The sequence below is a fragment of the Steroidobacter sp. genome (assembly GCF_016790065.1).
GTDB lineage: Bacteria > Pseudomonadota > Gammaproteobacteria > Steroidobacterales > Steroidobacteraceae > Steroidobacter.
The window spans coordinates 16,313-41,570 of sequence record NZ_JAEUPY010000737.1 but is presented as its reverse complement, the minus strand read 5'-3'; the positions used below and the strand labels follow the sequence as shown (position 1 = coordinate 41,570).

At 61.8% G+C, this 25,258-nt stretch carries 21 protein-coding genes; 9 read left to right on the top strand and 12 right to left on the bottom strand.

Annotated features, from left to right (window positions below; translation table 11 throughout):
* Positions 1 to 52: 52 nt before the first annotated feature.
* The 4 genes from JNL55_RS30100 to mgtE all read left to right on the top strand — a co-directional run bounded on the left by JNL55_RS30100 (position 53) and on the right by mgtE (position 4,435).
* Positions 53 to 1,561: an RNA polymerase factor sigma-54 gene (locus tag JNL55_RS30100; RefSeq protein ID WP_293863309.1), complete on the top strand. Its 1,509-nt coding sequence runs from the start codon at positions 53 to 55 to the stop codon at positions 1,559 to 1,561.
* 45 nt (positions 1,562 to 1,606) lie between these two features.
* On the top strand, positions 1,607 to 1,927 hold the full coding sequence (gene hpf / locus JNL55_RS30095) for a ribosome hibernation-promoting factor, HPF/YfiA family (protein WP_293863307.1): 321 nt from the start codon (positions 1,607 to 1,609) through the stop codon (positions 1,925 to 1,927).
* Positions 1,928 to 2,125: 198 nt separating this feature from the next.
* Positions 2,126 to 2,995 carry an RNase adapter RapZ gene (gene rapZ, locus JNL55_RS30090; protein WP_293863305.1) on the top strand — a complete coding sequence of 290 codons (870 nt, stop codon included), beginning with the start codon at positions 2,126 to 2,128 and terminating at the stop codon, positions 2,993 to 2,995.
* An 87-nt stretch (positions 2,996 to 3,082) separates the two neighbouring features.
* Positions 3,083 to 4,435, top strand: coding sequence for a magnesium transporter (mgtE, locus tag JNL55_RS30085; protein WP_293863303.1), 1,353 nt, complete (start codon positions 3,083 to 3,085; stop codon positions 4,433 to 4,435).
* On the opposite strand, the gene JNL55_RS30080 is transcribed toward mgtE, so the two are convergent.
* The gene (locus JNL55_RS30080) at positions 4,400 to 5,665 is read right to left on the bottom strand and encodes a patatin-like phospholipase family protein (RefSeq protein WP_293863301.1); all 1,266 of its coding nucleotides are present in this window, start codon (positions 5,663 to 5,665) and stop codon (positions 4,400 to 4,402) included. The genes mgtE and JNL55_RS30080 overlap by 36 nt on opposite strands.
* A 135-nt stretch (positions 5,666 to 5,800) precedes the next feature.
* Between JNL55_RS30080 and JNL55_RS30075 the strand changes: the two genes are divergently transcribed.
* On the top strand, positions 5,801 to 6,367 hold the full coding sequence (locus JNL55_RS30075) for a peroxiredoxin (protein ID WP_293863299.1): 567 nt from the start codon (positions 5,801 to 5,803) through the stop codon (positions 6,365 to 6,367).
* A 268-nt stretch (positions 6,368 to 6,635) separates the two neighbouring features.
* Positions 6,636 to 7,085, top strand: a complete 450-nt coding sequence (locus tag JNL55_RS30070; protein WP_293863297.1) for an ORF6N domain-containing protein — start codon at positions 6,636 to 6,638, stop codon at positions 7,083 to 7,085.
* A gap of 3 nt (positions 7,086 to 7,088) precedes the next feature.
* Here the strand turns inward: JNL55_RS30070 and JNL55_RS30065 are convergent, their stop codons facing one another.
* The 7 genes from JNL55_RS30065 to tkt all read right to left on the bottom strand — a co-directional run bounded on the left by JNL55_RS30065 (position 7,089) and on the right by tkt (position 17,304).
* Entirely contained in the window at positions 7,089 to 8,264 is a 1,176-nt protein-coding gene (locus tag JNL55_RS30065) for a vWA domain-containing protein (protein WP_293863295.1), read from the bottom strand.
* A gap of 9 nt (positions 8,265 to 8,273) precedes the next feature.
* Positions 8,274 to 9,125, bottom strand: a complete 852-nt coding sequence (locus JNL55_RS30060) for an AAA family ATPase (RefSeq protein WP_293863293.1) — start codon at positions 9,123 to 9,125, stop codon at positions 8,274 to 8,276.
* Positions 9,126 to 9,201: 76 nt separating this feature from the next.
* Positions 9,202 to 11,616, bottom strand: coding sequence for a penicillin acylase family protein (locus tag JNL55_RS30055; protein ID WP_293863291.1), 2,415 nt, complete (start codon positions 11,614 to 11,616; stop codon positions 9,202 to 9,204).
* 8 nt (positions 11,617 to 11,624) lie between these two features.
* Positions 11,625 to 13,058 carry a pyruvate kinase gene (gene pyk / locus JNL55_RS30050; protein ID WP_293863289.1) on the bottom strand — a complete coding sequence of 478 codons (1,434 nt, stop codon included), beginning with the start codon at positions 13,056 to 13,058 and terminating at the stop codon, positions 11,625 to 11,627.
* A 13-nt stretch (positions 13,059 to 13,071) separates the two neighbouring features.
* Positions 13,072 to 14,265, bottom strand: a complete 1,194-nt coding sequence (locus tag JNL55_RS30045) for a phosphoglycerate kinase (protein ID WP_293863287.1) — start codon at positions 14,263 to 14,265, stop codon at positions 13,072 to 13,074.
* A 2-nt stretch (positions 14,266 to 14,267) separates the two neighbouring features.
* Positions 14,268 to 15,281, bottom strand: coding sequence for a type I glyceraldehyde-3-phosphate dehydrogenase (gene gap / locus JNL55_RS30040; protein ID WP_293863285.1), 1,014 nt, complete (start codon positions 15,279 to 15,281; stop codon positions 14,268 to 14,270).
* Between the two features lie 19 nt (positions 15,282 to 15,300).
* Positions 15,301 to 17,304, bottom strand: a complete 2,004-nt coding sequence (gene tkt, locus JNL55_RS30035; protein WP_293863283.1) for a transketolase — start codon at positions 17,302 to 17,304, stop codon at positions 15,301 to 15,303.
* A 370-nt stretch (positions 17,305 to 17,674) separates the two neighbouring features.
* Here tkt and JNL55_RS30030 point away from each other — a divergent pair, with 370 nt between their 5' ends.
* Complete coding sequence (locus JNL55_RS30030) at positions 17,675 to 18,493, top strand: metallophosphoesterase (protein ID WP_293863281.1); 819 nt, start codon at positions 17,675 to 17,677, stop codon at positions 18,491 to 18,493.
* Positions 18,494 to 18,598: 105 nt separating this feature from the next.
* Positions 18,599 to 19,465, top strand: a complete 867-nt coding sequence (locus JNL55_RS30025) for a TraB/GumN family protein (RefSeq protein ID WP_293863279.1) — start codon at positions 18,599 to 18,601, stop codon at positions 19,463 to 19,465.
* A gap of 2 nt (positions 19,466 to 19,467) precedes the next feature.
* Here the strand turns inward: JNL55_RS30025 and JNL55_RS30020 are convergent, their stop codons facing one another.
* On the bottom strand, positions 19,468 to 19,632 hold the full coding sequence (locus JNL55_RS30020; RefSeq protein WP_116810406.1) for a rubredoxin: 165 nt from the start codon (positions 19,630 to 19,632) through the stop codon (positions 19,468 to 19,470).
* 140 nt (positions 19,633 to 19,772) lie between these two features.
* Between JNL55_RS30020 and hemL the strand changes: the two genes are divergently transcribed.
* On the top strand, positions 19,773 to 21,041 hold the full coding sequence (gene hemL, locus JNL55_RS30015; RefSeq protein WP_293863274.1) for a glutamate-1-semialdehyde 2,1-aminomutase: 1,269 nt from the start codon (positions 19,773 to 19,775) through the stop codon (positions 21,039 to 21,041).
* Positions 21,042 to 21,048: 7 nt separating this feature from the next.
* Here the strand turns inward: hemL and JNL55_RS30010 are convergent, their stop codons facing one another.
* Genes JNL55_RS30010 through JNL55_RS30000 form a run of 3 tightly spaced genes read right to left on the bottom strand, consistent with a single transcriptional unit; the run spans position 21,049 to position 24,972 of the window.
* Complete coding sequence (locus tag JNL55_RS30010) at positions 21,049 to 22,023, bottom strand: glycosyltransferase (RefSeq protein ID WP_293863272.1); 975 nt, start codon at positions 22,021 to 22,023, stop codon at positions 21,049 to 21,051.
* A 9-nt stretch (positions 22,024 to 22,032) separates the two neighbouring features.
* The gene (locus JNL55_RS30005) at positions 22,033 to 23,010 is read right to left on the bottom strand and encodes a glycosyltransferase family 2 protein (protein WP_293863270.1); all 978 of its coding nucleotides are present in this window, start codon (positions 23,008 to 23,010) and stop codon (positions 22,033 to 22,035) included.
* A 3-nt stretch (positions 23,011 to 23,013) separates the two neighbouring features.
* The gene (locus tag JNL55_RS30000; protein WP_293863268.1) at positions 23,014 to 24,972 is read right to left on the bottom strand and encodes a capsule assembly Wzi family protein; all 1,959 of its coding nucleotides are present in this window, start codon (positions 24,970 to 24,972) and stop codon (positions 23,014 to 23,016) included.
* Between the last annotated feature and the right edge of the window lie 286 nt (positions 24,973 to 25,258).

Sequence of the window (25,258 nt, the reverse complement as noted above, 5' to 3'; positions counted from 1 at the left end):
AGCCTGCTAGACTGCCGCTCGTACGCCCCGAGATCCCCGGATTCCACCGTCGATGAAACAGTCCCTGCAGCTCAAGCTCGGTCAGCAGCTGACCATGACACCTCAGCTGCAGCAGGCCATCCGCCTGTTGCAGTTGCCCGTGTTGGAGCTGCAGGCGCAGATCCGCGAGGCGTTGGAATCCAACGTGATGTTGGAAGCCGAGGACGAGGCCAATAATCCCGAAACCGGCGAAACAACGCTCGAACCTCAATACGAGTCGCCGTTCGAGTCGTCCACGCCGAACTCCCAATCCAGCAGCAGCTCCAGCGACAGCGGCGACAGCAACGAACACACCGACACACGCGAGACCGCCGAGGCCGAGCAGCCGCTCGATATCGTCGAGGATCAGGACTGGAGCGATTCGCAAGTCACTGGCCCGGCCGACACGCCGTGGTCGGGCGATGACGATCACTCGCAGGACTTTTCCGACGCGCGCGGCGAGACGCTGTCGGAGCATTTGACCTGGCAGCTGGAAATGTCGCGTCTCAACGAGCGTGACATGCGCATCGGTGCGGCCCTCATCGACGCCATCAACGACGACGGCTACGTGATCGAGCCGCTCGACGAGATCGCGCGCAATTTACAACCTGAGCTAGTCGTCACGACCGCGGAAGTCGAGCGCGTGCTGACGCATGTGCAGGCAATGGATCCCGCCGGTGTGGGTGCCCGCTCGGTCGGTGAGTGCATCGAGCTGCAGCTCCGTCAGCTGGATCCGGACACGCCGGGTCGCGACACCGCGCTCGCCATCGCAGCCGGTTATCTCGATCAGGTCGCCGAACAACAGTACGCATTGCTGAGACGCCAGCTGCGCGTCACCGAGGAAGAGCTCGAATTCGCGTTGGTGTTGGTCCGCGCTTGTCAGCCGCGCCCGGGCTCGAGCGTGCATTCGGTACCCGCCGAATACGTCGTGCCCGATGTGTTCGTGCGCAGGACCGAGCGCGGCTGGGTGGTCGAGATCAATCCCGCCAGTTTGCCGCGCATCCGAGTCAATCAAAGTTATGCCGGCCTGATCGGCCGCTCCGGCGATCACGCCATGCTCCGGACCCAGCTGCAGGAAGCGCGCTGGCTGATCCGCAGCCTGGAGATCCGCAACGAAACCCTGTTGAAGGTGGCTCGCTGCATCGTGCAGCGCCAGTCGGCGTTCCTGGAGAACGGCGACGAGTACATGCAGCCCATGATCTTGAAAGACGTGGCCGAGGCCGTGCAGATGCACGAGTCGACCATCTCGCGCGTCACCACCAACAAGTACATGCACACGCACCGGGGCGTGTTCGAATTTCGTTATTTCTTTTCCAGCCATGTGGCTGCCAGCGACGGCACGGAGATGTCCTCGACCGCCATCCGCGCCAAGATCCGCAAGCTGGTAGCCGCGGAGGAGCCTGACAAGCCCCTGTCTGATAGCCGGATTGCCGACATCCTGTCACGCGAGGGCGTGCTGGTCGCGCGGCGGACCGTCGCTAAATACCGCGAGGCTCTAGGTATACCTCCGTCCAGCGAACGCAAGCGAGTTTCGGTGAGATAGACGCAAGTTTTCCGACTTCCCCCCGCTCCATGACAGGAGGCTTCCATGCAACTGAACGTCACTGGTCACCACGTCGATGTCACCACTTCCATGAAGGGCTACGTCGAGAAGAAGCTGGACCGCATCGTCCGACACTCCGACCACATCATTGACGTTCACTGCATACTCACCGTCGAGAAACAACGCCACAAAGCCGAGGCCAAGGTTTTGTTGAATGGCGCCATGGTCTACGCCGACGCCGTGGATATGGACATGTACGCTGCCATCGACGCGCTGGCCGACAAACTCGACCGCCGCGTCAAGAAGCACAAGGAAAAACTGTCCGACCATCACGCGCTGGATGCACTGAAAGTGCGTCCTTCCTGATCGGTCACCACGGATCCAACCACCGGACGGTTCACATATTCCGTACTAAATCGGCCGGCGGTTCACGCAGTTGGCGTGGGCCGCCGCAGTCGATCATCATTTGTTACATTTGCCTCGTTGCCCGCTTCGAGCGGCACGCTGTAGTCTTTGCCGTAACACTCTTTTTGAGCACTCCTCGCCATCGCCGCCGTGCCCGCCATGCGTCTCGTCATCGTCAGTGGTCTGTCTGGGTCCGGCAAGAGCGTGGCCCTGCACATGCTCGAAGATCTCGACTATTACTGCGTGGACAACATTCCGGCGGGCCTGCTGCCGATGTTCATTTCCCACACGGTGCGCTCGCCCGAATCGACCTACGGCTACACGGCCGTGGGCGTCGACGCGCGTAACCGGCCCGCCGAGATCGCGTCGGTCCCGAAGCTGGTTGCGGACCTCAAGCGCAGCGGCGTGGCCTGCGAAGTACTGTTCCTCCGCGCGGATTCGGACTCACTGCTGAAGCGCTACAGCGAGACGCGCCGCCGCCACCCGCTGAGCCGCGACGGCCTGGGCTTGGCCGAGGCCATCAGCCAGGAACACTCGCTACTCGAACCCATCGCGGACGCAGCCGATCTGATCATCGATACCACGCGCACCAGCGTCCACGAACTGCGTGAGCTGATTCGCGATCGCGTCGGCGCGCGCGTCGAAGGGCGCATGTCCATCCTGTTCGAATCGTTCGCCTTCCGTCACGGCGTACCGGGCGATGCGGACTTCGTGTTCGATGTGCGCAGCCTGCCCAATCCGCATTGGGAACCCGGGCTCGCGCGCTTCACCGGGCGCGATCCGTCCGTCGTGGAATATCTCGAGCGCCACCCGCAGGTGACCAAGATGTTCGACGACATCGTCGCTTTTCTGGAACATTGGATTCCAGAATTGGTCCGGACCAATCGTAGCTATCTGACCATCGCCATCGGCTGTACCGGCGGTCAGCACCGTTCCGTATATCTGGTGGAACGGCTGGCCCGACATTTCTCGGCGAAATTCCCGCAGGTCCACGCACGCCACCAAGTCGTCGGCGCGCATCCTCGGTGACCCCGCGCGTTAAATAGTCCGACGCGCGGAAAATCCTTTCGTTCTTAACTTCGCCTGCGCGCCGCGCGCCGCTACACTGCGCGCGCTATGACCGAAGCCCAGGAACAACAGAAGAGCCGACTCGCCGCGCTACGCAGCGCGCTCGAGTTGGGCTCGCTGCGTCATGGTCATCGGCTCATCAACAGCCTGCACCCCGCGGAAATCGCCTCGCTGATCGAGTCGCTCCCCCCGGCACGGCGCGAAATCGTCTGGGAATTCGTCGACCCCGAGATCGAGGGCGACGTGCTGATCGAGCTCAACGAGGAAGTGCGCGCCGAGCTGATCGGCGGCATGGATGCCGACGAGCTGATCGCGGCCACCGAGGGCATGGAGGTCGACGACCTCGCCGACTTGATCGGCGACCTGCCCGAGACGCTCAATGAGCGCGTGCTCCATTCCATGGACGCGCAGGACCGCGAGCGACTCACCGCCGTCCTGCAGTTCGAGGAAGACAGCGCCGGCGGTCTGATGAATCTCGACGCCGTCACGGTGCGCGCCGACGTGACTTTGGAAGTGGTGCTCCGCTATCTGCGCATGCGTGGCGAATTGCCCGCCCGCACCGACCAGCTGTTCGTGGTGAATCGTCACGACAGGTACCGCGGCGCTGTGGACATAACCCGGCTGCTGACCGAGGACCCCGAGAAAACCGTCGGCGAAGTGATGGACTCGAGCGTCGAAGGGATCGCGCCCGAAACCCACGCTCGCGACGTTGCCAAACTGTTCGAAGACCGCGACCTCGTGTCCGCCGCCGTGGTAACCAGCGACGGCAAGCTGCTCGGCCGTATCACCATCGATGACGTCGTCGACGTTATCCGTGAGGAAGCCGACCACTCGGTCATGAGCATGGCCGGCCTCGGCGAAGACGAAGATATGTTCGCCGGCGTTCTCACCAGCGCGCGCCGGCGCGCGGTCTGGCTGAGTGTGAATCTGGCGACGGCCTTTCTCGCAGCCAACGTCGTGGGCCTGTTCGAGGCCACCATCGAGAAGGTCGTGGCACTCGCCGTGCTGATGCCCATCGTCGCCAGCATGGGCGGCATTGCCGGCAGTCAGACGCTCGTGCTCATCATCCGCGGTATCGCGCTCGGCCAGGTGGAACAGACCAATGCGCGCTGGCTGCTGATACGCGAAGTCTTGGTCGGCTTGTTAAATGGCGTGGCCTTGGCCAGCGCCGTGGGACTGGCCGCGGGCATCTGGTTCGAGGAATGGACCCTCGGCCTGATCATTTTCGCGGCGCTGATGATCAACCTATTCGCGGCGGCACTGGCAGGCGTCGGCGTGCCGCTGATGTTGAAACGTATGGGCGTCGATCCGGCACTGGCCGGCGGCGTGGTTCTGACCACCGTTACCGATACGGTCGGCTTCGCCTCACTTCTGGGCCTCGGCACGCTGTTCCTTACGTGAGTCGAGCCGGCGCAGGATCGCGGTAGCCCCGCTCGACGCCACCGAGTAGCCCGCTAAGAACGACATCAGATCGTCCGCGCGCTTCATCGCATCCTGATACCCGAGCGCAATCAACTCACGCGTGTACGTGTCTTGGAACAGCAAATAACTCATTAGCTGTCCGCCGCCGGTATTCATCGCGCCCATCGTTCTGAGCAGCACGCGCAAGGTCCGCGGCAGCGATGCCACGTGATGACGCGCAATCTCGGACAGATCGCGGCTCGGCAAGATCACCAACATGTCGACCCGCTTCAAATGCGTCGAACCATCGGGAGTGTTGACCGTGATCGGGCCCACCTTGTCCACGATCTGGTTCAGTTGGGTCAGGCGCTCCAGGTCCGAATACATGCCGTCCGAGAACAATGAATCGAGCATGTAACCGAAGATCTGGCCGAAGGTGGGACACAGCGGCGGCACCGCCATGGCCGGCGAGGCTTCATTCCGCGTGCCGACAACCAGCAGCCGTTGCGCGCCTAGATGAATGGCGGCGCTGAACGGGTTGGACTCACGCATCGCGCCGTCGCCGTAATACTCGTCTCCCAGTAGCACCGGAGGAAACAAGAACGGCACCGCGACGCTGGCCATTAGATGCTCGACCGTAAGCGACGTCTGCTCGCCCGCGCGGCGCGTTCGCAGCCACGGTGCATGACCCGCCTTGGATTCGTAGAAAGACACCGACCGCGTGCTCGCGTACCCGGCCGTCGACATGGCGATGGCGTCCAAATGCCCATCGGCGATGGAACGGCTGATGCGGCTGAAATCGAATTGTTCCTTCAGCAGCTCCCGCAACGGTGAATTGTCGAACAACGACCGCGGCGGTGGCAGCAGCCAGCCCCCCGACAGCATGGCCAACAACCAATGCAAACTGCCGCGCATCATGCTAGCCGTGTCGGCGCGAAACACTTGGTTGACCTGGAAGTTGCGCCAGACGCGCTCCAGGTTACCGACTGCGACGCGGAAGCGATCGGCGTGGACCGCGATGGCAGTGGCATTCACCGCGCCTGCCGAGGTCCCGGAGACCACTGGAAACGGATTGATGGCGCGCGCCGGCAATAGATCTGCCAGCGCCCTCAGGACGCCCACTTGATAGGCGGCCCGCGCGCCACCTCCCGGCAACACCAGCCCGACTTTGGGCGGCCCGACCGGAGGCGCAGATATCGGAGTGCGCTCGCTCATAGGTGATGAATCCATGCCGATGTCATTAGCGAAATTCCCGGCCGTATGGTTTCGATCCGGGCGCTCGCCGCTGAGCGTTTAGTATGGCACAGTGCCCCGGTGCCCCCTGTTACGCACGCCTCAGTGCGCCGCTTTTTTCAGGATTTCGCCATGAACCGCACACGCTTTTCCCCTAATAAGCTCGGCTCGGTGGCGCTCGCCGCCATCCTCACCTGGTTCGCCGTCGCCGGCCTGGCCCAAGCCGCCGAAGGCCCGGCCCTGGGCAGCGCCGCGCCCGACTTCAAACTACCGGACCAGAACGGCAAATGGCATGAGCTGAAGGACTATCGCGGCAAATGGGTGGCCCTGTACTTCTACCCCAAGGACAAAACCCCAGGCTGCACCACCCAGGCCTGCGAGTTCCGTGACAACGTCTTCGCCTTCCGCGACGCCGGCGCCGTCATCCTCGGCGTGAGCGTCGATGACGTCGAATCTCACAAAGAGTTTTCCGAAAAACACGGCCTGCCGTTTCCTATCCTGGCCGACGATAAGAAAGTCGTCGCTAAAGAGTACGGCGTGTTGAAGCGCTTCCTTGGCACCATCGAGCTGGCCAAGCGCGATACTTTCCTGATCGATCCGGAAGGCAAGATCGTGCGGCACTACGCCGATGTCGACCCGAAGGGTCATTCGCAGATCGTGTTGAAGGATATTAAGGAACTGCAGGCGAAGAAGAGCTGAGCACTTCAACCTGACACGGCAGCGGCTGTCTTCATCGTTAGATGGCCGCCTCCCGGGAACGGCGCTATTTCCGAAGCGCTCGATTCGAATGACTCAGTGCGATCCGTCTAACCGACGAGTAGCTCGAGCTGCTTTGAGATCGCAAATTGCGACCTTAAAGACGGGCCCAGGCCCGCACCATCCGCCCAGGCAAATGTATTTCAACACCCGTTAACTCAACAATACCGTCCGCACCGGTCGTTCATACTCAGCTCCGCAAGGACTCGCCGTGCTCTACGGCGTCACCACCAAACGACTCAACGAGCAAGTCAAACGCAACCTTGCGCGCTTTCCAGAAGACTTCTTGTTTCGTCTGACGCCTAAGGAACTCGAGACATTGAACCGGTCGCAATTTGCGACCGGTTCCCAGAAGCACCGTGACCCACGCTTCCCTCCCTATGCCCTCACCGAGCACGGCGCCATCATGGCTGCCACCGTCCTCAACAGCCCGCGAGCCATCGAGATGAGCATCTACGTCGTTCGCGTCTTCGTGGAACTACGCGCGATGCTCGCGTCCAACCAAGAGCTGGCGCAGAAGCTCGCTGAACTCGAGCGGAGGGTTTCTTCGCACGACCAAGCCATCGTCGGCATCCTCAAGGCCATTCGTGAGCTCATGCACGTTCCGATACCGAAGAAGCGGCCGATCGGATTCACAGCTAATTTGGACGAGGAAGCGTGATGCTCAGTGCAACGCCTTGATCGCCTGCTCCAACCCACCGAGCGTTAGAGGAAACATCCGGTTCTCGATCAGCTCGCGAGTCACTTGCACCGACTGAGTGTGTTCCCACCGTTGTTGCGGCTCGGGGTTCAGCCAAACATGATGAGGCCACGTCTTCGCCAACCGCTGCATCCACACAGCGCCGGCCTCTTCGTTCCAGTGTTCGATGCTGCCGCCGGGTTGGACGATTTCGTAGGGACTCATGGTGGCGTCGCCGACCACGATGAGTTTGTAGTCATGGCCGTAGGTGCGCATCACTTCCATCGTCGGGATCTTCTCTGTGCGACGGCGACGATTGTCCTTCCACACGTGCTCGTACACGAAGTTGTGGAAGTAGAAATATTCGAGATGCTTGAACTCCGAGCGCGCGGCGGAGAACAGTTCTTCGCAGACGCGGACGTGGTAGTCCATGGAGCCGCCGACATCGAGGAACAGCAGCACCTTGATGGCATTGTGCCGCTCAGGCACGAACTTCAAGTCCAGGAATCCAGCGTTGCGGGCCGTGGAACTGATGGTGTCATCGAGATCGAGCAGTTCAGCGGCGCCTTCGCGGGCGAACTTGCGAAGCTTGCGTAGCGCGATCTTGATGTTGCGCGTGCCGATCTCGACCTGGTCGTCGAGATTCTTGAAATCGCGTTGGTCCCAGACTTTGACGGCACTCTTGTTGCGCGACTCATCCTGGCCGATGCGAATGCCTTCAGGGTTGTAGCCATGAGCACCGAATGGCGACGTGCCGCCGGTGCCGATCCATTTGTTGCCGCCCTGGTGACGCTCTTTCTGCTCGGCGAGGCGCTGCTTCAAAGTCTCGATGAGCTTGTCCCAACCGCCGAGTGCCTGGATCTGCGCCTTCTCTTCATCACTCAAAGTGCGCTCGCCCATGCGACGCAGCCATTCCTCGGGAATGCTTTTCATCATGGCGTCGAACAAGTCTTCGGCGCCCTTGAAGTGGGCAGCGAAGGCGCGGTCGAAGCGATCGAAATGGCGCTCGTCCTTCACCAGACAGGCGCGGGACAGATAATAAAAGTCCTCAGCGCTGGCGCCAGCAACGCGCGCCTGCAAAGCCTGCAGCAGCGTCAGGAACTCGGTGATGGACACCGGCACCCCGCCCTCGCGCAGTTTGAAGAAGAACGGCACCAGCATAATGGAAGCTCAGCGACCGCCGCGACGATTCAAGAACACCAGCTGTTCGAACAGATGCACATCCTGTTCGTTCTTCAGCAGCGCGCCGTACAGCGGTGGGATGGACTTCTTCGGGTCGTCGCTACGTAACGCTTCGGGCGGAATGTCCTCGGCGACCAGCAACTTGATCCAATCGAGCAGCTCGGACGTCGAAGGCTTCTTCTTCAACCCCGGCATCTCCCGCACCTTGAAGAACGCGCTGAGCGCTTCCGACAACAATTCTTTCTTCAGCGTCGGATAGTGCACATCGACGATGCGCTCCATCACCGCTGCATCGGGGAACCGAATGTAATGAAAGAAACAACGCCGCAGGAACGCATCGGGCAGTTCCTTTTCGTTGTTGCTGGTGATGATGATGACGGGACGATGCGTCGCCTTGATCCACTGGCGCGTCTCGTACACGTAGAACTCCATCCGATCCAGCTCGTGCAACAGATCGTTGGGAAACTCGATGTCGGCCTTGTCGATTTCATCGACCAGCAATACCGGCTGCACGTCGCTCTCGAACGCTTCCCACAAGCGTCCCTTGACGATGTAGTTGCCGATGTCATGAACCTTCGCATCGCCGAGCTGCGAATCGCGCAGCCGGGACACCGCGTCGTATTCATACAAACCCTGCTGAGCTTTGGTGGTCGACTTGATGTGCCAGCGATACAGCGGCCGCTGCAGCGAGCGCGCGACTTCTTCGGCCAGCTGCGTCTTGCCGGTGCCGGGTTCGCCTTTGACCAGCAACGGCCGGCCCAACACCACCGCCGCATTCACGGCCATGTTCAAATCTTCAGTGGCGACGTAGTTCTCGGTGCCGGCGAAACGTGAGGACATGCAAACCCCGAATGAGCGTAGCGATGGCTAAGGAATAGCCACACCATACCATCGGCGGCCGGCGCAGCTAAATGACTTACTGTTTAGAAACAGCTGCGCCAGGCGACAGCTTGAGGACGTATCGGGCCTGGCCGGGCAACAGTGGCCGAGGTTCGCCGCGAGTCCAGGCATTGTGGCCTGCGCCGTAGAACGGCGACATCGGGTGGTCGACCGGCCCGCCGGGCATCTGGAAATATCCTTCAGCCTCGCGTCCCGGCGACACCACCATACGTTGAGAAGCACCGAACGCCGGCCCCTGAACGCGTGGCATGAACGAATCGCCCGACAACGGTTCAGATGGCATGTCGAGCCAACGCCCGACGAACGGCATCGCCTGCGACAGCGGATGTCTCATCGCCAAAGTGTTCTGCTCGCCCCAGGTGCACTGACTCAGTGTGGTGCATTCGGCCACCAATTCATGAAGCGCAGCGTCGATGGATGCCAACAGCGCCTGGTCCCAATTCGCATGCCGAGGATCGAGCATATGCGCAGGCTGCCGAGTGATCAGCTGCCACAGCGGCCCTTCGAACTGCGATGACGGTGAGAATTTGGTCTCTGGATACTTGATGCGCGCCGGCGCGGTGAGCGACTCGAACACATCCTGACGAATCTGTAGCCGCATCGCGCGCACCAGCCGATAGCCAACGTCGTCAGCTGCGGCACGCGCCGACCAATCTTCCAAGAACTTTCTGGCCTCGGCCCGCAGCGGCTGACCTTGCACGGCATCTTTGTCCAGCAACTCGAGCAGGAAGTCACGCCAGCGAACTAGAAACAAAGCGCGATCGTCGAGCTGGATATTCATCATGTCCGTGGCGTTCGCACTATCGAGCGCGAGCAGATCGTCGCGGATCTGAGCAGCACGCGCACCGTTGTCGTACATGCCATCACCCATGAACGCCATCCAGGATTCGAGGTCGATGGTGCGCGCATTGGCGGTCCACAAACGAGCGGCAGTCGGGTCGACGATGCGAGGATATTCCTCCGGCTTGCGCCAGCCGTGCCAGCCAGTGCCTGGTGAATTCCATAGATAAGGCATCGTGGAATCGTAGTTGCCACGCACCGGCACTTGGCCCATCAGCGACCAACCGATGCGTCCGCTCGCATCCACCGCCAAGAAATTCTGCACGGGCACGCCGGCGCGATTTGCAGCGAGCAAAGCCGCTTCGACATTGCCGGCCGTTTCGAGATCCAGCATACGCATGTTCGTAGCTTCAGCACGATGCGCAGTCCACGCCAATGCCAGCGGGCGATCCGAAGCCTCCTGCCGCACGATGGGGCCCCACCGCGTGACCAGCACGGTGAGCTTCACCGGATCGGCATCTTTGACGTTGAAAATTTCCTGACGCACTTCGAAAGGCTCCGAGCCTTCCGGGGTGAGATAGCGAGTCTTGTCCTGCGGATCGCGCTCGACGATCACCAGGTCGGTCCAATCGCCGAAGCTGTTGGTGAAGCCCCAGGCGACCTGACCATTGCTGCCCACGATCAACACCGGCAAGCCCGGCAACGTCACACCGACCAGATCGCGACGATCGGACCCATTCGCTTCGACAATCATCCGCGCGCGATACCAAACATGTGGCAACCGCAGGCCGAGATGCATGTCATTGGCGAGCAGCGCACCTTTGTTGGCGGTGTGAGTACCGGCGACCGCCCAGCTGTTGCTACCGAAGTAAACTTTCTCTTCCATCGTGCCGGCAGAACGGGGCGCCGATAAAGCGGCACTTCGCGCCGCGCCGTTGCGGAGATCAAAGATATCCGGCCCGGGAATCGCGGCGGAACGGATGGTGCCACCGGCGATGGGTGCATCCCATTCGGTGCCCAGCGGCGAGAGGAAGGTGAACATCGGCGCCGGCAAAGCATCACGCAGCTGGGAGCGCGCGAGTTCTTCCAAACCGCTGGAGTCGTTCAGATTGAGATACATCGAGAACGCCACCAGGATCGAATCTTCTGGCGTCCACGGCGCGGGCTGCGCACGCAGTAACAAATATTCCCAAGGCTTGGCGCCCGCCTGAGCCAGCGCGGAATTGGCGCCCGCAGCGTACGCGTCCAACAAGACGCGATCATTCGCAGTCGATGCCGCAACGACTTCGCGAGCGACGCGGCGAAATCCATGGATGCGCAGCTTGCGATCCGTATCCAGCACCGCCGCGCCCAGCAGCTCCGACATCTCGCCGGCCGCCGCACGACGCATCAAATCCATCTGGAAAAAACGATCCTGCGCGTGAGCGAAACCGGTAGCAAACGCGAGATCGGCACGAGTGGTAGCGCGCAGGACGGGCGTACCCTCGGCATCGCGCTCGATAGATGCGGGCGCCGACACCGCCGCGGTAGAAACATTGCCCTCAATTTGCGGCAGGCTGGCATGCAGTGCCAAGTAACCTGCCAACAGGCCGCCGACGAGAACGATCAGGACAGCAAGAGCAACAACTCGCAGCGGCCGGAGCAAACGCATTACAGCTCCTAGACCCGCACCTCGAGAATTTTCATGGCATTGGTCTTGCCGGAAACGCCGGACAGTTCGCCCTTGGTCAGGATGATGCGATCGCCCGCTTCCACCATGCCCTGTTGCAGCATGAGTCTAAAGATATCGGCATACAGCAATTGGGCGTCGCTGTGCGTGATATCGAAGGTCACCGGATACACGCCGCGATAAAGCATCACGCGACGGCGCGTCTCTTCGTGACGGGTGAACGCGTAGATGGGAATGTCGGCACGAATACGCGACATCCATAACGGCGTCGACCCCGACTCGGTCAACGCGACGATGGCCTTCACCTTCAAATGATTGGCGGTGTACATCACCGCCATGGCAATGGCTTCGTCGGTCTTTTCGAAGATGCTGTGTTCGCTACGGTGACGCACCGGCGTATGCGAAGACTCATATTTCTCGGCACCGAGAATGACCTGCGCCATGGTCGCTACAGCCTTGACCGGATACTTACCGACGGCGCTCTCGCCAGAGAGCATCACCGCGTCGGTACCGTCCATCACCGCGTTGGCGATGTCGGACACTTCGGCGCGCGTCGGCACCGGATTGTGAATCATGGACTCCATCATCTGAGTCGCGGTAATGACCACGCGATTGCGCTTGCGACACGCGGAGATGATGTGTTTCTGCAGGCCCGTCAGCTCGGCATAACCGACTTCGACGCCGAGATCGCCACGCGCCACCATGACGGCGTCGCTGGCTTGAATGATGCGATCCAGATTGACCAGCGCTTCACTGCGCTCGATCTTGGCGACCAGATAACCATGGCCACCGGCCGCGCGCAGCAGTTGGCGGGCTTCGTCCATGTCGCCACCGTCGCGGGCAAACGAGACCGCGAGATAATCGACTCGCAGCTCGGCAGCGAGCTTGATGTGCTCGCGATCCTTATCGGTCAACGCACCGGCAGTCAGTCCGCCGCCCTGCTTGTTGATGCCCTTGTTGTCCGAAAGCTCGCCGCCCACCACGACCTTGGTCATGATGCGCGGGCCATCGACATCGACGACTTCCAGGACGATCAGGCCATCGTTCAGCAACAGCGTGTCGCCGCCGCGAACATCCTTGGGCAGATTCTTGTACGCCACGCCCACCGATTTGACGGTACCGGCCTTGGAGTCCAGCGACACGTCGAGGACGAACGGATCGCCCTCGTTCAAGAACACTTTGCCTTCGACGAAGCGATCGATGCGGATCTTCGGGCCCTGCAGGTCGCCGAGGACAGCGACCCACTTGCCCACCTGCTCCGCCACTTCGCGCACCATCTGTACGCGTTTGGCGTGGGCCGCTGCCTCGCCGTGCGAGAAGTTCACTCGCACGACGTCGGCGCCGGCCCGCAGCATCTCACCAAGCACCTTTGGGTTATCGGTGGCCGGCCCGAGGGTGGTCAGGATCTTGGTGCGACGGAGCATTGAGGACCTCGTGTTAGCTACGACTACGCTCTTCCAGGACCGCCACCGCGGGCAACTTCTTGCCTTCCAGGAATTCCAGGAAGGCGCCGCCGCCGGTAGAGATATAGGAGATGTCGTCTTCTACACGATATTTCTCGATGGCCGCTAGCGTATCGCCACCACCGGCGATGGAGAACGCCGTGGCCTTGGCGATGGCCAGCGCCAAAGTGCGCGTGCCTTCGCCGAACTGATCGAACTCGAACACCCCGACCGGGCCGTTCCAGACGATGGTGCCGGCCGCTGCAAACGTCTGTGCAAACTTTTCAGCCGTGTCCGGACCGATGTCCAGGATCATTTCGTCGGCCTGCACCTTGTTGGCCGGCTTCACGTCGGCTTCGGCGTTCGCGGAAAATTCCTTGGCCACCACCACGTCGGTGGGCAGCGGGATTTTCACGTTCAGCTCGGCCGAGCGCTTCAGCAAGCTTTTGGCAATGTCGATCATGTCCGGCTCGTGCAACGACTTGCCCACCGGCAGCCCCTGCGCCGCGATGAAGGTGTTGGCGATGCCGCCACCGACGATCAGCGTGTCCACCTTGGACAACAGGCTCTCCAGCACCGTGAGCTTGGTCGAGACCTTGGAACCGGCCACGATGGCGATCAGCGGCCGCTTGGGTTTTTCCAGCGCGGTCTCCAACGCCACCAGCTCGTTCATCAGCAACGGGCCGGCACAGGCAACCTTGGCGAACTTGGCCACGCCGTGCGTGCTGGCTTCGGCGCGATGCGCCGTGCCGAACGCGTCCATCACGAACACGTCGCACAGCTCTGCCATTTTCTTGGCCAGATCTTCCTTGTCCTTTTTCTCGCCCTTGTTGAAGCGCACGTTCTCGAGCAGCACCACTTCGCCAGGCGCGCATTCCACGCCATCCAGCCACTGCTTTTCGAAACGTACTTTGTAGCCCAGCAGCTCGGACAACCGCTGCGCCACCGGTGCAAGCGAAAACTCTTCGTCGTACACGCCCTCTTCGGGCCGGCCGAGGTGCGACATGATCAGGACGCGGGCGCCCTTTTCCTTCGCTGCCTGGATCGTCGGCAGCGACGCGCGAATGCGCGCGTCGCTGGTAACCACACCACCCTGCACCGGCACGTTCAGATCCTCACGGATCAGCACGCGCTTGTCGCGCAGGTCGAGATCGACCATCCGCAGGACGGTGCCTGCTCCGGTAGGCATGATCAGACCGCCTTCGACCAGGCCACCGTGGTGTCCAACATGCGGTTGGAGAAGCCCCACTCGTTGTCGTACCACGAGCACACCTTCACCAGCGTGCCGTCGATGACCTTGGTCATGGTGGCGTCGTAGGACGAGGAATGCGGGTCATGGTTGAAGTCCACCGACACCAACGGGCCGTCGGTGTATGCCAGGATGCCCTTGAACGCACCGTTGGCGGCTTCCTTCATCACGGCGTTGATCTCTTCGATCGACGTTGCACGCTTGGCGACGAAGCTCAGGTCGACCAGCGACACGTTGATGGTCGGCACACGCACCGAAAAACCATCCAGCTTGCCGTTCAATTCCGGTAGCACCAGGCCGACAGCCGCAGCAGCGCCGGTCTTGGTCGGGATCATGGACTGAGTGGCTGAGCGGGCGCGACGCAGATCCTTGTGGAACACGTCGGTCAGCACTTGATCGTTGGTGTACGAGTGGATGGTGTTCATCACGCCCGACACGATGCCGATCTTCTCGTGCAACACCTTGGCGAGCGGCGCCAAGCAGTTGGTGGTGCACGAAGCGTTGGAGATGACGGTGTGGCTGGCCTTGAGCGTGTTGTGGTTCACGCCGTAGACGACCGTCGCATCGACGTCCTTCTCACCAGGAGCGGAGATCACGACTTTCTTCGCGCCGCCCTGGATGTGCAGACCCGCCTTCGCCTTGCTGGTGAACAGACCGGTGCACTCGAACACGTAGTCGACGCCCAGCTGACCCCAAGGCAACTTGGCCGGATCGCGCTCGGCCAGCACCTTGATGCGGTCGCCATTGATGACCAGCGAGTCGCCATCGACCGAGACCTCGCCGTTGAACTTGCCGTGCACGGTGTCGTAGCGAGTGAGGTGCGCGTTGGTCTGCGCGTCGCCGAGATCGTTGATCGCGACGATTTGAATCTCTTTCTGGCGATTCGCCTCGTACACCGCACGCAGGATGTTGCGACCGATGCGACCGTAGCCGTTGATACCAACCTTGATGGGCATTCTCGTTACCTCGTTAGAATCACTGCAGCAGCTTGGTCGCGGTGCGAACGACATTGTCCGCGCTGAAACCAAAGTGCTTGAACAAATCCTTGGCGACACCGGAGGCGCCGAACGTCGTCATGCCGACGATGGCGCCACGCGTACCGACATAGCGGTACCACGTGTCGGGGGCCGCCGCCTCGATGGCGACGCGTGCTTCGACAGCGCGCGGCAATACCTGCTCGCGATAAGCCTCGTCCTGCGCGTCGAACACGTCGGTGCTCGGCATGGACACTACGCGGACTCGCTTGCCGTTCTGTTGCAACAGGCCGGCAGCTTCCACTGCGAGAGCCACTTCCGAGCCGGTCGCGATCAGGATCACGTCGGGCGTGCCTTCGGAATCCTTCAGCACGTAACCGCCGCGACGAATGTTGGCGATCTGCTGTTCGGTGCGCGGCTGCGGCGGCAATGCCTGGCGAGTGAGCGCCAGCGTCGACGGACCGTCGCGACGTTCGATGGAATCCGCCCAGGCGACTGCCGTTTCAGTGCTGTCGCAGGGACGCCAGACCGTCATGTTCGGAATCAGGCGCAGGCTCGGCACATGTTCCACCGGTTGATGGGTCGGGCCGTCTTCGCCCAAGCCGATAGAGTCGTGAGTCATCACGTAGATCACGCGCTGTTTCATCAACGCCGACATGCGCATGGCGTTGCGAGCGTAGTCGGAGAACACCAGGAACGTGCCGCCGTAAGGAATCACGCCGCCGTGCAAAGCCAGGCCATTCATGATCGCGGACATGCCGAACTCGCGCACGCCGTAGTGAATGTAGTTGCCGCCAGCAGCCTCGCCAGTGATGGAGACCGAGTCCTTGCGATTGGTGTTGTTCGATCCGGTGAGATCGGCCGAGCCGCCCAACAACTCAGGCAGTCCAGGGCCGTAGGCGTTGAGTGACGCCTGCGAGGACTGGCGAGTGGCCAACGGCTTACTCTCCTTCGCAACGTCGGCCACATATTTGGCGACGACTTCTTTCCAGGCCTTGGGCAGCTCGCCGGCCTGGCGACGCTGATACTCGGCGGCCAGCTCGGGGAACTTGGACTGGTAGGAGTTGAAGCGTTCCTGCCAGTCGGCTTCACGCTGGGTGCCCTTGGCTTTCGCGTCCCAACCCTTGCGAATCTCCTCGGGGATCACGAACGGCTCGTAATTCCAGTCGAGGTGTTTGCGAGTCGCAGCCACTTCGTCCGGGCCAAGCGCCGCGCCGTGCGTGGCTTCGGTGCCCTGCTTGTTGGGCGAGCCCCAGCCGATGATGGTCTTGGCGCAGATCAGGCTGGGCTTGTCGGTCTGAGCCACGGCCGCGGCGATGGCCTTTTCGATGGCCGCCGGATCATGGCCGTCGACATTCGGCACCACGTGCCAGCCGTACGCTTCGAAGCGCTTCGGCGTGTCGTCCGTGAACCAGCCGTGCACTTCGCCGTCGATGGAAATGCCGTTGTCGTCGTAGAACGCGATCAGCTTGCCCAGCTTCAAGGTGCCGGCCAGCGAACAGGCCTCGTGCGACACGCCTTCCATCAAGCAACCGTCGCCCAGGAACACCCAGGTGCGATGGTCGACGATCTCGTGGCCGGGCTTGTTGAACTGCGCGGCCAGGTGCTTTTCAGCCAGCGCCATGCCGACGGCGTTCGCCAGACCCTGGCCGAGCGGGCCAGTCGTGGTCTCGATGCCCAGGTGCGCGTCGTGTTCGGGATGGCCGGCGGTATGCGAGCCGAGCTGCCGGAACTTCTGCAAATCCTCGATGGACAGCGGGTAGCCCGTCAGATGCAGCAGCGAGTACAGCAGCATCGAGCCGTGGCCGTTGGAAACCACGAACCGGTCGCGGTCCGACCACAGTGGATTCCCGGGATTGTGCTTGAGGTGATCGTTCCACAAGACTTCGGCCAGGTCGGCCATGCCCATGGGCATCCCCGGATGCCCGGAGTTGGCCTTTTGCACGGCGTCCATCGCCAGGGCGCGAATGGCGTTGGCGAGCTGCCGGCGGTGCGATGTCTGCATCGGAAAATATCTCGAAAAGTGCGTATGAAGGCTGGCCCAAAGGCGTGGCATGAGCGGCCGAGAAGGCCGCGCATTTTGGACTATGGGGCGGGGTGGGGCAATGCAGATCGCCAAATTGCATGTGCTGGGCAGGATGCCCGAATGCCGGGAGCGCATGGACGCGCAGGACCGGCGAACGAAAGCCCAGCTCGCCAGTCAGAATTGGGAACGTTTCCGACGCCTGAGCCTTTGTGAAACGAAGCGCAAAACTGGAGGCTGGGGAGTGCCCGAGCCATGCGATTAGACACTGGTCACCGTTTCGCCCCAACCCCGTTGCTACGATCATTGTGGCTATTTTGCCCCATTATGTAGCGAGTAGACGCTAGCCCAAATGCAATCGGTCCGTCTCATTCAGTTCAGCGATCTGCACCTGTTCGGCGAAGCCAGCGGCCGCCTGCGCGGCGTGGCCAGCTTGCCGGCACTGCAGGCCGCGGTCGCCGATGCCCAACGGCGCAGTCACCGTGCCGACGGAGTGTTGCTGACGGGCGACTTGGTGCAAGACGACCCGGACGGCTACCGCTGGGTTCGCCAGGTTTTCGGCACCTCGCGCGCGCCGGTGCTGTGCCTGTCGGGCAATCACGACCTACCCGACCACATGCGAGCAGCCCTGCGCGGCGGCCCGTTCAAGGTCGGCGGGCATACCGAATTCGGCCGTTGGCTGGTGGTCATGCTGGACTCGTGGGTGGCCAACGACGCCGCCGGCCGCGTCGGCGCCGAGCAGCTGGAGTATTTGCGTGAAGTGTTGCGCACACATCGCAACCATCACGTGCTGGTGTGCTTGCACCATCACCCCATCGCCATCCGTAGCAAGTGGCTGGACCAGGTCGGGCTGTATGACGCCGACGAGTTCATGACCATCGTGCGCGAACATTCGAACGTGCGCGGCGTCCTGTGGGGCCACGTGCACCAGTCGCTCGACAGTTTCATTCATGGCGTGCGCTTCATGGCGACGCCAGCCACCTGTGCCCAATTCCTGCCCGGCAGCGTCGACTTCGCCATCGACAATCGGCCGCCCGGCTATCGCGTGCTGGAATTGATGCCGGACGGCGCCATCGCCACCGAAGTGTGCTGGCTGGAAACTTACATTTCTAATGAACTCGGGACCGGGCATCCTGCCACGGCCCGAGTTGCGAACCGGCAAAAGGCGTGACTTTTGCCTCTCGCTCGCCGCCTGCGGCGTCGGGGTACGTCCATGTACCCGGGGCTGTTCTAGCTGAGGTACTCTGCGAGCCGGCGTCAACGTCGGGATAACTCAGTGAAGCAAGTACTCGTCGCGCTGTGCGCGCTCTGGTTCAGCGCGTGCACACCGGCCGCCGATCAGCAGCACCATAGTCTGTGGTCGCTGAAGGGCAAGACCAACACCGTCTACCTGCTCGGCTCAGTGCACTTTCTCAACGAGTCCGAGCAACTGCCCGCCGCGCTCGATCAGGCCTATAAAGAGTCGGAAGTGTTGTTGATGGAGATCGACATGGACGATCTCGATCCGCTGGAAACCCAGCAGGTCACGCTGGAGCTGGGCATGCTGCCGGCCGGTCAATCGCTCGAACAACAGCTCGGCAAAGCCACCTACTCCCGACTGGCGACGCGCGCTCAGGATCTCGGTATCGATCCCGAATTGTTGAATCGCTTCAAACCCTGGTTCGCGGCCATGACGCTGGTCCAGCTGCAGCTCATGAAGATGGGCCTGGCACCGACTTCCGGCGTCGAACAGCGGTTCACCGCACGCGCGGTGGCGGACAAGAAGCCGATTCACGGCCTGGAAACGTTGCGTGAACAGCTGACCATGCTGGCCGGCTTGCCGGACCAGCAGCAGCGCGAATTCCTGCTCTATAGCATCGAGGATGCGGACCGGATCGCGCAGGAAATCGATGAGCTGTTATCGGCCTGGCGGCGCGGCGACAGCAAGGCACTGGCGGCGCTGCTGGCGGAAGGCTTCGATCAATACCCGGACCTGTACCGCCCCCTGACCACCGAACGCAATCGCCGCTGGCTGAGCCAGGTCGAGGCGTTGCTCGACGATCGCGAAGACTATCTGGTGGTGGTCGGAACGCTGCACCTGGTGGGCAAGGACAGCCTGATCGCGCTATTGGAAGGCAAGGGCCACAAAGTGACCCAACACTAGGCTCACACCTCAACCATCTCGAAGTCTTCTTTGCCGGCGCCACAGTCCGGGCAGCGCCACGACAGCGGCACGTCGTCCCAGCGCGTGCCGGCAGCAATGCCGGATGCGGGATCGCCTTTTTCTTCTTCGTAGACGTAACCGCAGATCACGCACATGTAGGCTTTCATTTCGCTGACGCCGACTCGAACCAGAAGGTAAGAAGGGGCCGGATTATAGGGAAGTGACGGCAGGGATGGGAGCTGCTTGCTCGATGGCGTGGAGCTCGATGGCTTACACTGCACGGCTTAAGACCTGCGGAGTTTTGCCCGTGTCGTTATTTTCCGATGCCAGCCGTTACATCCCCGGTGGCGTGAATTCTCCCGTCCGTGCTTTTCGCGGCGTGGGCGGCGACCCTATCTTCATCGAGCGTGCCGACGGCGCGCGCGTTTACGATCAAGACGATCGGGCTTACATCGACTACGGCGGCTCGTGGGGCCCGATGATTCTTGGTCACGCGCATCCGGACGTGATCCGGGCCGTGCAGGAACGCGCTGCGCTGGGCCTGTCGTTCGGCGCTCCGACGCGCATCGAGACCAAGGTCGCGCAGCGAGTTTGCGAAATGATGCCGTCCATCGAACTGGTGCGCATGGTCAGCTCGGGCACCGAAGCCACCATGAGCGCGATTCGGCTGGCGCGCGGCTTCACCGGTCGCGACAAGATCGTCAAATTCGAAGGCTGCTATCATGGCCACTCCGACTCGCTGCTGGTCAAAGCCGGCTCCGGCGCACTGACTTTCGGCGTGCCGACCTCCCCCGGCGTGCCGAAAGAGTTCGCAGCACAGACCATCACGCTGGCTTACAACGACATCGCGCAGGTCCAGCAACTATTCAGCGATAGCGGCAATGAAATCGCCTGCATCATCGTCGAGCCCATCGCCGGCAACATGAACTGTGTCCCGCCGGTGCCGGGCTTCCTGGAGGCATTGCGCGCGGTGTGCGACCAGCACGGCTCAGTGCTGATTTTCGACGAAGTGATGACGGGCTTTCGCGTGGCCCGTGGCGGCGCGCAAGCGCTGTACAACATTCGTCCGGATCTCACGACGCTGGGCAAGATCGTCGGCGGCGGCATGCCGGTCGGCGCGTTCGGCGGACGCCGCGACATCATGGAAAAGATCGCGCCGCTCGGCCCGGTGTACCAAGCCGGCACGCTGTCGGGCAATCCGGTGGCAATGGCCGCCGGCCTGACGACATTGGAGCTACTGGATCAACCGCAGCTCTACGAACAGATCGCCGCTCGCACCACCCAACTGATGGAAGGCCTCCAGCAAGCGGCCAAGCTCGCCGGCATTGGGCTGTCCACCAATCATGTGTGCGGCATGTTCGGTTTGTTCTTCACCAGCAAGACGCCGGTGCGTTATTTCCGCGAAGTGATGGCTTGCGACGTGGAGCGCTTCAAACGTTTCTTCCACGGCATGCTGAACGAGGGCATCTATCTCGCCCCGTCGGCGTTCGAAGCAGGTTTCGTTTCAGCAGCGCACACGGCAGCTGACATCGACGCCACCATCGCGGCAGCCAAGAAAGTATTCGCGACGCTGTAATTCCGGCTCAGGACAAGAGCCAACGCCGCGGTATCGCCAGCTTCAGCGCCCGTTCGAACGACTTGCGCCTCAGACCCGGATGTTTGAGGCCCTGCCAGATCGGGTGCAGCCAGCGGCGTTTCGGTAACGCGAGCACAGCCTCGCGGCCGTCGGCCTCGATGCGATACATCGAGACGATCTGCTCACCCAAGTGACGCCGTTCCGCTGCCAGCTGCGGCAACGCTTGCAAGCAGCGCTCGTGGTCGTCGGCGATCTCGCGATACATGCGGATGGTGCGCTCGTAACGCTGACGACGCGCCGATCTGCTCGGCCCAGTGCGAACGAACACCGTGCCGCCCAGATTGGCGTCGTGCCGGCGATAGCCCAGCAACGATTGCTCCAGACAATAGATCCGGCCGAACAAGCTGGCCCGCAAGGTCAGCATGTTGTCTTCAACCAGACCGCTCAGCGGCGGCAACTCGTCCAGCAGCTCGCGGCGCACCGCCATCGAAGCGCCCAGCAAAGTGACGAACTTTCCCAGATGCAGCAGCTTGCGCTGATCCATGGGCGACTCGAGATACCACGCGCCTCGACGTAGCGAGCGATCCTCAGCGTCGATCTCGTCGACCGCCGAACCCACCGCGTAAGCATCCGGGTGAGCATCGAATGCCGCGAGCAGCTTGGCCACGCGCTGCGGATAAGAAACATCGTCGGCCGCCATGAACACGAAGATCTCACCGGTGGCGAGTTTCGACACGGTGTTGATGTGCCGACACAAACCCTGGTTCTGTTCGTTGGCGCGCACGATCAATCGGTGCGGACCGGAATACGAAGCTGCGATCTGCTGTGCGATGGCCAGACTACCGTCGCCCGAGCCGTCGTCGGACACGATGATTTCGCAAGGCACGGTTTGCGCGAGCGCACCGTCCAACGCCTGACGCAGCGTTTTCTCCATGCGATACGCCAGCAGTAGGATGCTTGCTCTGAAAGGTCCGCGCGACATGCTCGGGCCCTAGGTCGACGCTACGATGCGTGCATATTTGGCTGGCTTGAACAGCCGCCGCAGCCGCAGACCGAAAATATGTGACATCGACTTGCGCACCAGGCTGACCGGCCCCTTGCGCAACAATCGATACAACCGTCCTCGGTGATGCAGGATGAACGTCGCGAGGCTGGGCGCGAACCAAGCCGTCTCGCTGCGTAACCAGAGCTTGTGTAGCTCGCCGAAGAACTCACCCTGCGGCTGACGCAAGGTGGATAGATAGCGCAGCCGCCAAGCCGTGTCGTCGAAAGATTTCATCCTTGATCCGGGAATGCGCCGAGCGCGTTTACGATGGGCACGCAGCACGTCAGTCACGTTCTTGCCGTGCTGTCGATAGCGCACCAATTTTTCCGGGCAGTAGACGACGCCGCCATTCGCCGCGGCCCACATCGCCAGCCACCAGTCGTGGAATATTTCCGCCGGCAGCTGCGGAGCCTCACCGAGCAACTCGCGCCGGAACAACATGGCATGGCCGGAAACACAATTGGTGACGATCAGTGCCGCGGGGTCGTTCAAGTCTTGCATGGCCCAGAACCGCGACATGCTCATCCCGAGACTGCGTCCATCGGCATCGATCAGCTCGGAGTCGCAATAAGCCATGGCGTGATTGCCGATGCGGCTGGCCAGGATGCGCAGCTTGTCCGGAAGCCAGATGTCGTCCTGATCGCAGGGCGCAATGAACGCTCCCTTGGCCAGAACCAGCGTGCGCTCGAAGTTGCGGATGAAGCCGAGGTTACGCGGATTCACAGCGACACGCAGCCGTGGGTCACGCTGTTCATACTCTCGTAACAATTCGACGGTGCGATCGGTCGAGCCGTCATCGACGGCCACGATCTCCAGATTCGAATAGGTCTGCGCCAGCAGCGAGTCGAGCTGTTGGCGCAGATATCGTTCGCCGTTGTAGGTGCACAACGCGACGGAGATCAACGGCTCGGCGGCAGCGCTCATGGGCTATAAGCGGCGACTCAGATAAACGGCAATCCCGTCGGCATCGAAGAACAGCCGGGTACGATCCGGCGTGATCGGCGGATCGCTCGGCAGCGTCTTGTCCCGGCCAAGTTTCTCATGATGTCTGGCATCCAGCGACAGGTCCCAGCCCGGCAAGATGTCCATGTACTGCACGCCCGCGCCATAGTAGTAACCATACGCCGGCAATCCGAAGTCATAGCGCGCGGCACCGCCGAAGACGTTCACCGCCAGCTTGGGGTTGAATCGGAACCGATAGTCCAGAGCACGCAGCGAGATCAAGTTGTTGTCGTCGAGACGATCCAATTCCAGTCGCACGCCGAAGTCGCTGCGACGAGAAACGTTGCGGCGTGCGCCGAACGCAATGTGCGGCGTCACTTCCGAGTCGGTCCGCACCACTGGAATGTCCACGCCGAAGATCTTTTTGACGCTGCCGTAGTTGGCACCGACATCGACGAACACCTGCGTCTTGCTCCAGTCAGATTCGCTGCTCTCGCTGTAACTGCTGCGCCCGCCGCCTCTTGGGCCCGGCTGCGCGAAATCGACAGAAGCTTGCAGGCGTGCGAACGAATCGCCGAACACGTCCTGGCCTACCTGCACGCCGGCGTCCACCGCAAAGCCACGCACATCCATCGACACGTCCAGTCGCAACGACTGGAAGGTGTCATAGCCGACTTCCGGCCCAGCGACACGCCACGCCTCATCGAGCGACATGGTGCGATAAGTGGCCTGCCAATAGCGGCCCGAAGGGCTACGCCAGCCCGCGCGCAAGCTATGACTCTGTCCGCCGATCGCATCTCCGAACACTCGCTGGTCCCCAAACCAGTGGCCAATGACGTGCTCGCGATTTACCAGGCCGTCCCTGTACACGTGATGAACGTACCAAGCGTTCTGCCACTCCGAGACTTCATAAGTCACATCGAAGTTTTGCCACAGCTGCGGGAAATCGATGCCCACTGACATGTTGGTGGCACCGAGCCGATAGTTGCCGGCGTATGCATTGTCCTCGCCGGCGTATTCCATGTGCACGGCGAACGGCGTCTTGCCGGGGAAGATGATGCTGCTGGTCAGCGATGCCACGCGATTGCCGAACTCCGACAATTGAGTGGGCGAATTGCTGCCGATCAGGGCCTTGCGAAAATCCGACAACGTTCCGCCGTCGGGTGAACCGCCGCCGTATTGAGTAACGCGGCTGAGCGCGAAACCCAACCCTTCAGCAGGCGAAACGCTGCCCTGCATGCCTGCCAGTCTCGGCTTGCCGGATGTGACCCCCAAACCGTCGAGGGTAGGAAGGTTTTCCTGCTTCGACATTTCCGCGGCAAACACCTCATAGCCGATGCCGAGCCGACTGATCGGCTTGTAGTTGGACAACGTAACCGAGGGCATGGTGGGTGCCTCGGTGCTGATCAGCGAGCTGCTGTCATTCAGCGGCGACAACCAATGGTCGCGGTAGCCGATATCCAGCTGCGCGTAGTCGGTACCCAAGCTCAGCAGCGAACCCGTGGGGATCACCTCGTCGTCGCTCGCGATGGCGCCGGCCGAGATCAGCACGTAGTCGTTCCATTGGTAATAGCCGCCGACGCGCGCTTCCCAAGCGTCGTTCACGTCCACGCCATGAGCATTCGGCTGCGCGCTGCTCGAATCGCCGTCGACGACGGCAGCAGTGACCCGCGCGTGCGTGACGCCGGACTTTTTCATGTAACGCTGCAGGTAAGCACGTACTTCCGCGCACAGCGCCTCGTCACTTTTACAAGCGCGCGGCAGCGCTTCCAGCACCACGGCCGCCGGGATCGGCTTACGCATGACCGTCTTGCCGCCGAGAGCGAGTACGCGCTGAATCTTTCTGTCCATGTCCGGGGACATGCCCATCGGCAAATAAGGACTGACGCCCCGCGCAGCGGCCGGCATCCCGACCGTCATTCCCAACAGCGCCAACAATGCCATTCCCTGGGTGAGGGCTAAGCTCCGACTTCTCAAATTGACCCCTAGCGCATCGGGACCGATGCCGTGTACAGGCCACGGAGTTTGCATGGGCCCACCGAACTCAACAAGTTTCGGCCACTAGATGAATCTGACCGGTGTGGACGAAATCGCCATCGACGCCCACACTGACGCCAGTGAGCGACGCAAATCCGCTTGACAAGCAGCTGCAGGAAACCGCCGCGGCGCGTACGATCCGCAGCGGCGGGCGGAGCCGTGGACAGACCAGGGGCATGACAAGAAAGTTCGT

Excerpts from the sequence above, each read along its gene's own strand:
- JNL55_RS30100 (WP_293863309.1), top strand. The coding sequence starts at position 53 with ATGAAACAGTCCCTGCAGCTCAAGCTCGGTCAGCAGCTGACCATGACA.
- hpf (WP_293863307.1), top strand. The coding sequence starts at position 1,607 with ATGCAACTGAACGTCACTGGTCACCACGTCGATGTCACCACTTCCATG.
- rapZ (WP_293863305.1), top strand. The coding sequence starts at position 2,126 with ATGCGTCTCGTCATCGTCAGTGGTCTGTCTGGGTCCGGCAAGAGCGTG.
- mgtE (WP_293863303.1), top strand. The coding sequence starts at position 3,083 with ATGACCGAAGCCCAGGAACAACAGAAGAGCCGACTCGCCGCGCTACGC.
- JNL55_RS30080 (WP_293863301.1), bottom strand. The coding sequence starts at position 5,665 with ATGGATTCATCACCTATGAGCGAGCGCACTCCGATATCTGCGCCTCCG.
- JNL55_RS30075 (WP_293863299.1), top strand. The coding sequence starts at position 5,801 with ATGAACCGCACACGCTTTTCCCCTAATAAGCTCGGCTCGGTGGCGCTC.
- JNL55_RS30065 (WP_293863295.1), bottom strand. The coding sequence starts at position 8,264 with ATGCTGGTGCCGTTCTTCTTCAAACTGCGCGAGGGCGGGGTGCCGGTG.
- JNL55_RS30060 (WP_293863293.1), bottom strand. The coding sequence starts at position 9,125 with ATGTCCTCACGTTTCGCCGGCACCGAGAACTACGTCGCCACTGAAGAT.
- JNL55_RS30055 (WP_293863291.1), bottom strand. The coding sequence starts at position 11,616 with ATGCGTTTGCTCCGGCCGCTGCGAGTTGTTGCTCTTGCTGTCCTGATC.
- pyk (WP_293863289.1), bottom strand. The coding sequence starts at position 13,058 with ATGCTCCGTCGCACCAAGATCCTGACCACCCTCGGGCCGGCCACCGAT.
- JNL55_RS30045 (WP_293863287.1), bottom strand. The coding sequence starts at position 14,265 with ATGCCTACCGGAGCAGGCACCGTCCTGCGGATGGTCGATCTCGACCTG.
- gap (WP_293863285.1), bottom strand. The coding sequence starts at position 15,281 with ATGCCCATCAAGGTTGGTATCAACGGCTACGGTCGCATCGGTCGCAAC.
- tkt (WP_293863283.1), bottom strand. The coding sequence starts at position 17,304 with ATGCAGACATCGCACCGCCGGCAGCTCGCCAACGCCATTCGCGCCCTG.
- JNL55_RS30030 (WP_293863281.1), top strand. The coding sequence starts at position 17,675 with ATGCAATCGGTCCGTCTCATTCAGTTCAGCGATCTGCACCTGTTCGGC.
- JNL55_RS30020 (WP_116810406.1), bottom strand. The coding sequence starts at position 19,632 with ATGAAAGCCTACATGTGCGTGATCTGCGGTTACGTCTACGAAGAAGAA.
- JNL55_RS30010 (WP_293863272.1), bottom strand. The coding sequence starts at position 22,023 with ATGTCGCGCGGACCTTTCAGAGCAAGCATCCTACTGCTGGCGTATCGC.
- JNL55_RS30005 (WP_293863270.1), bottom strand. The coding sequence starts at position 23,010 with ATGAGCGCTGCCGCCGAGCCGTTGATCTCCGTCGCGTTGTGCACCTAC.
- JNL55_RS30000 (WP_293863268.1), bottom strand. The coding sequence starts at position 24,972 with ATGGCATTGTTGGCGCTGTTGGGAATGACGGTCGGGATGCCGGCCGCT.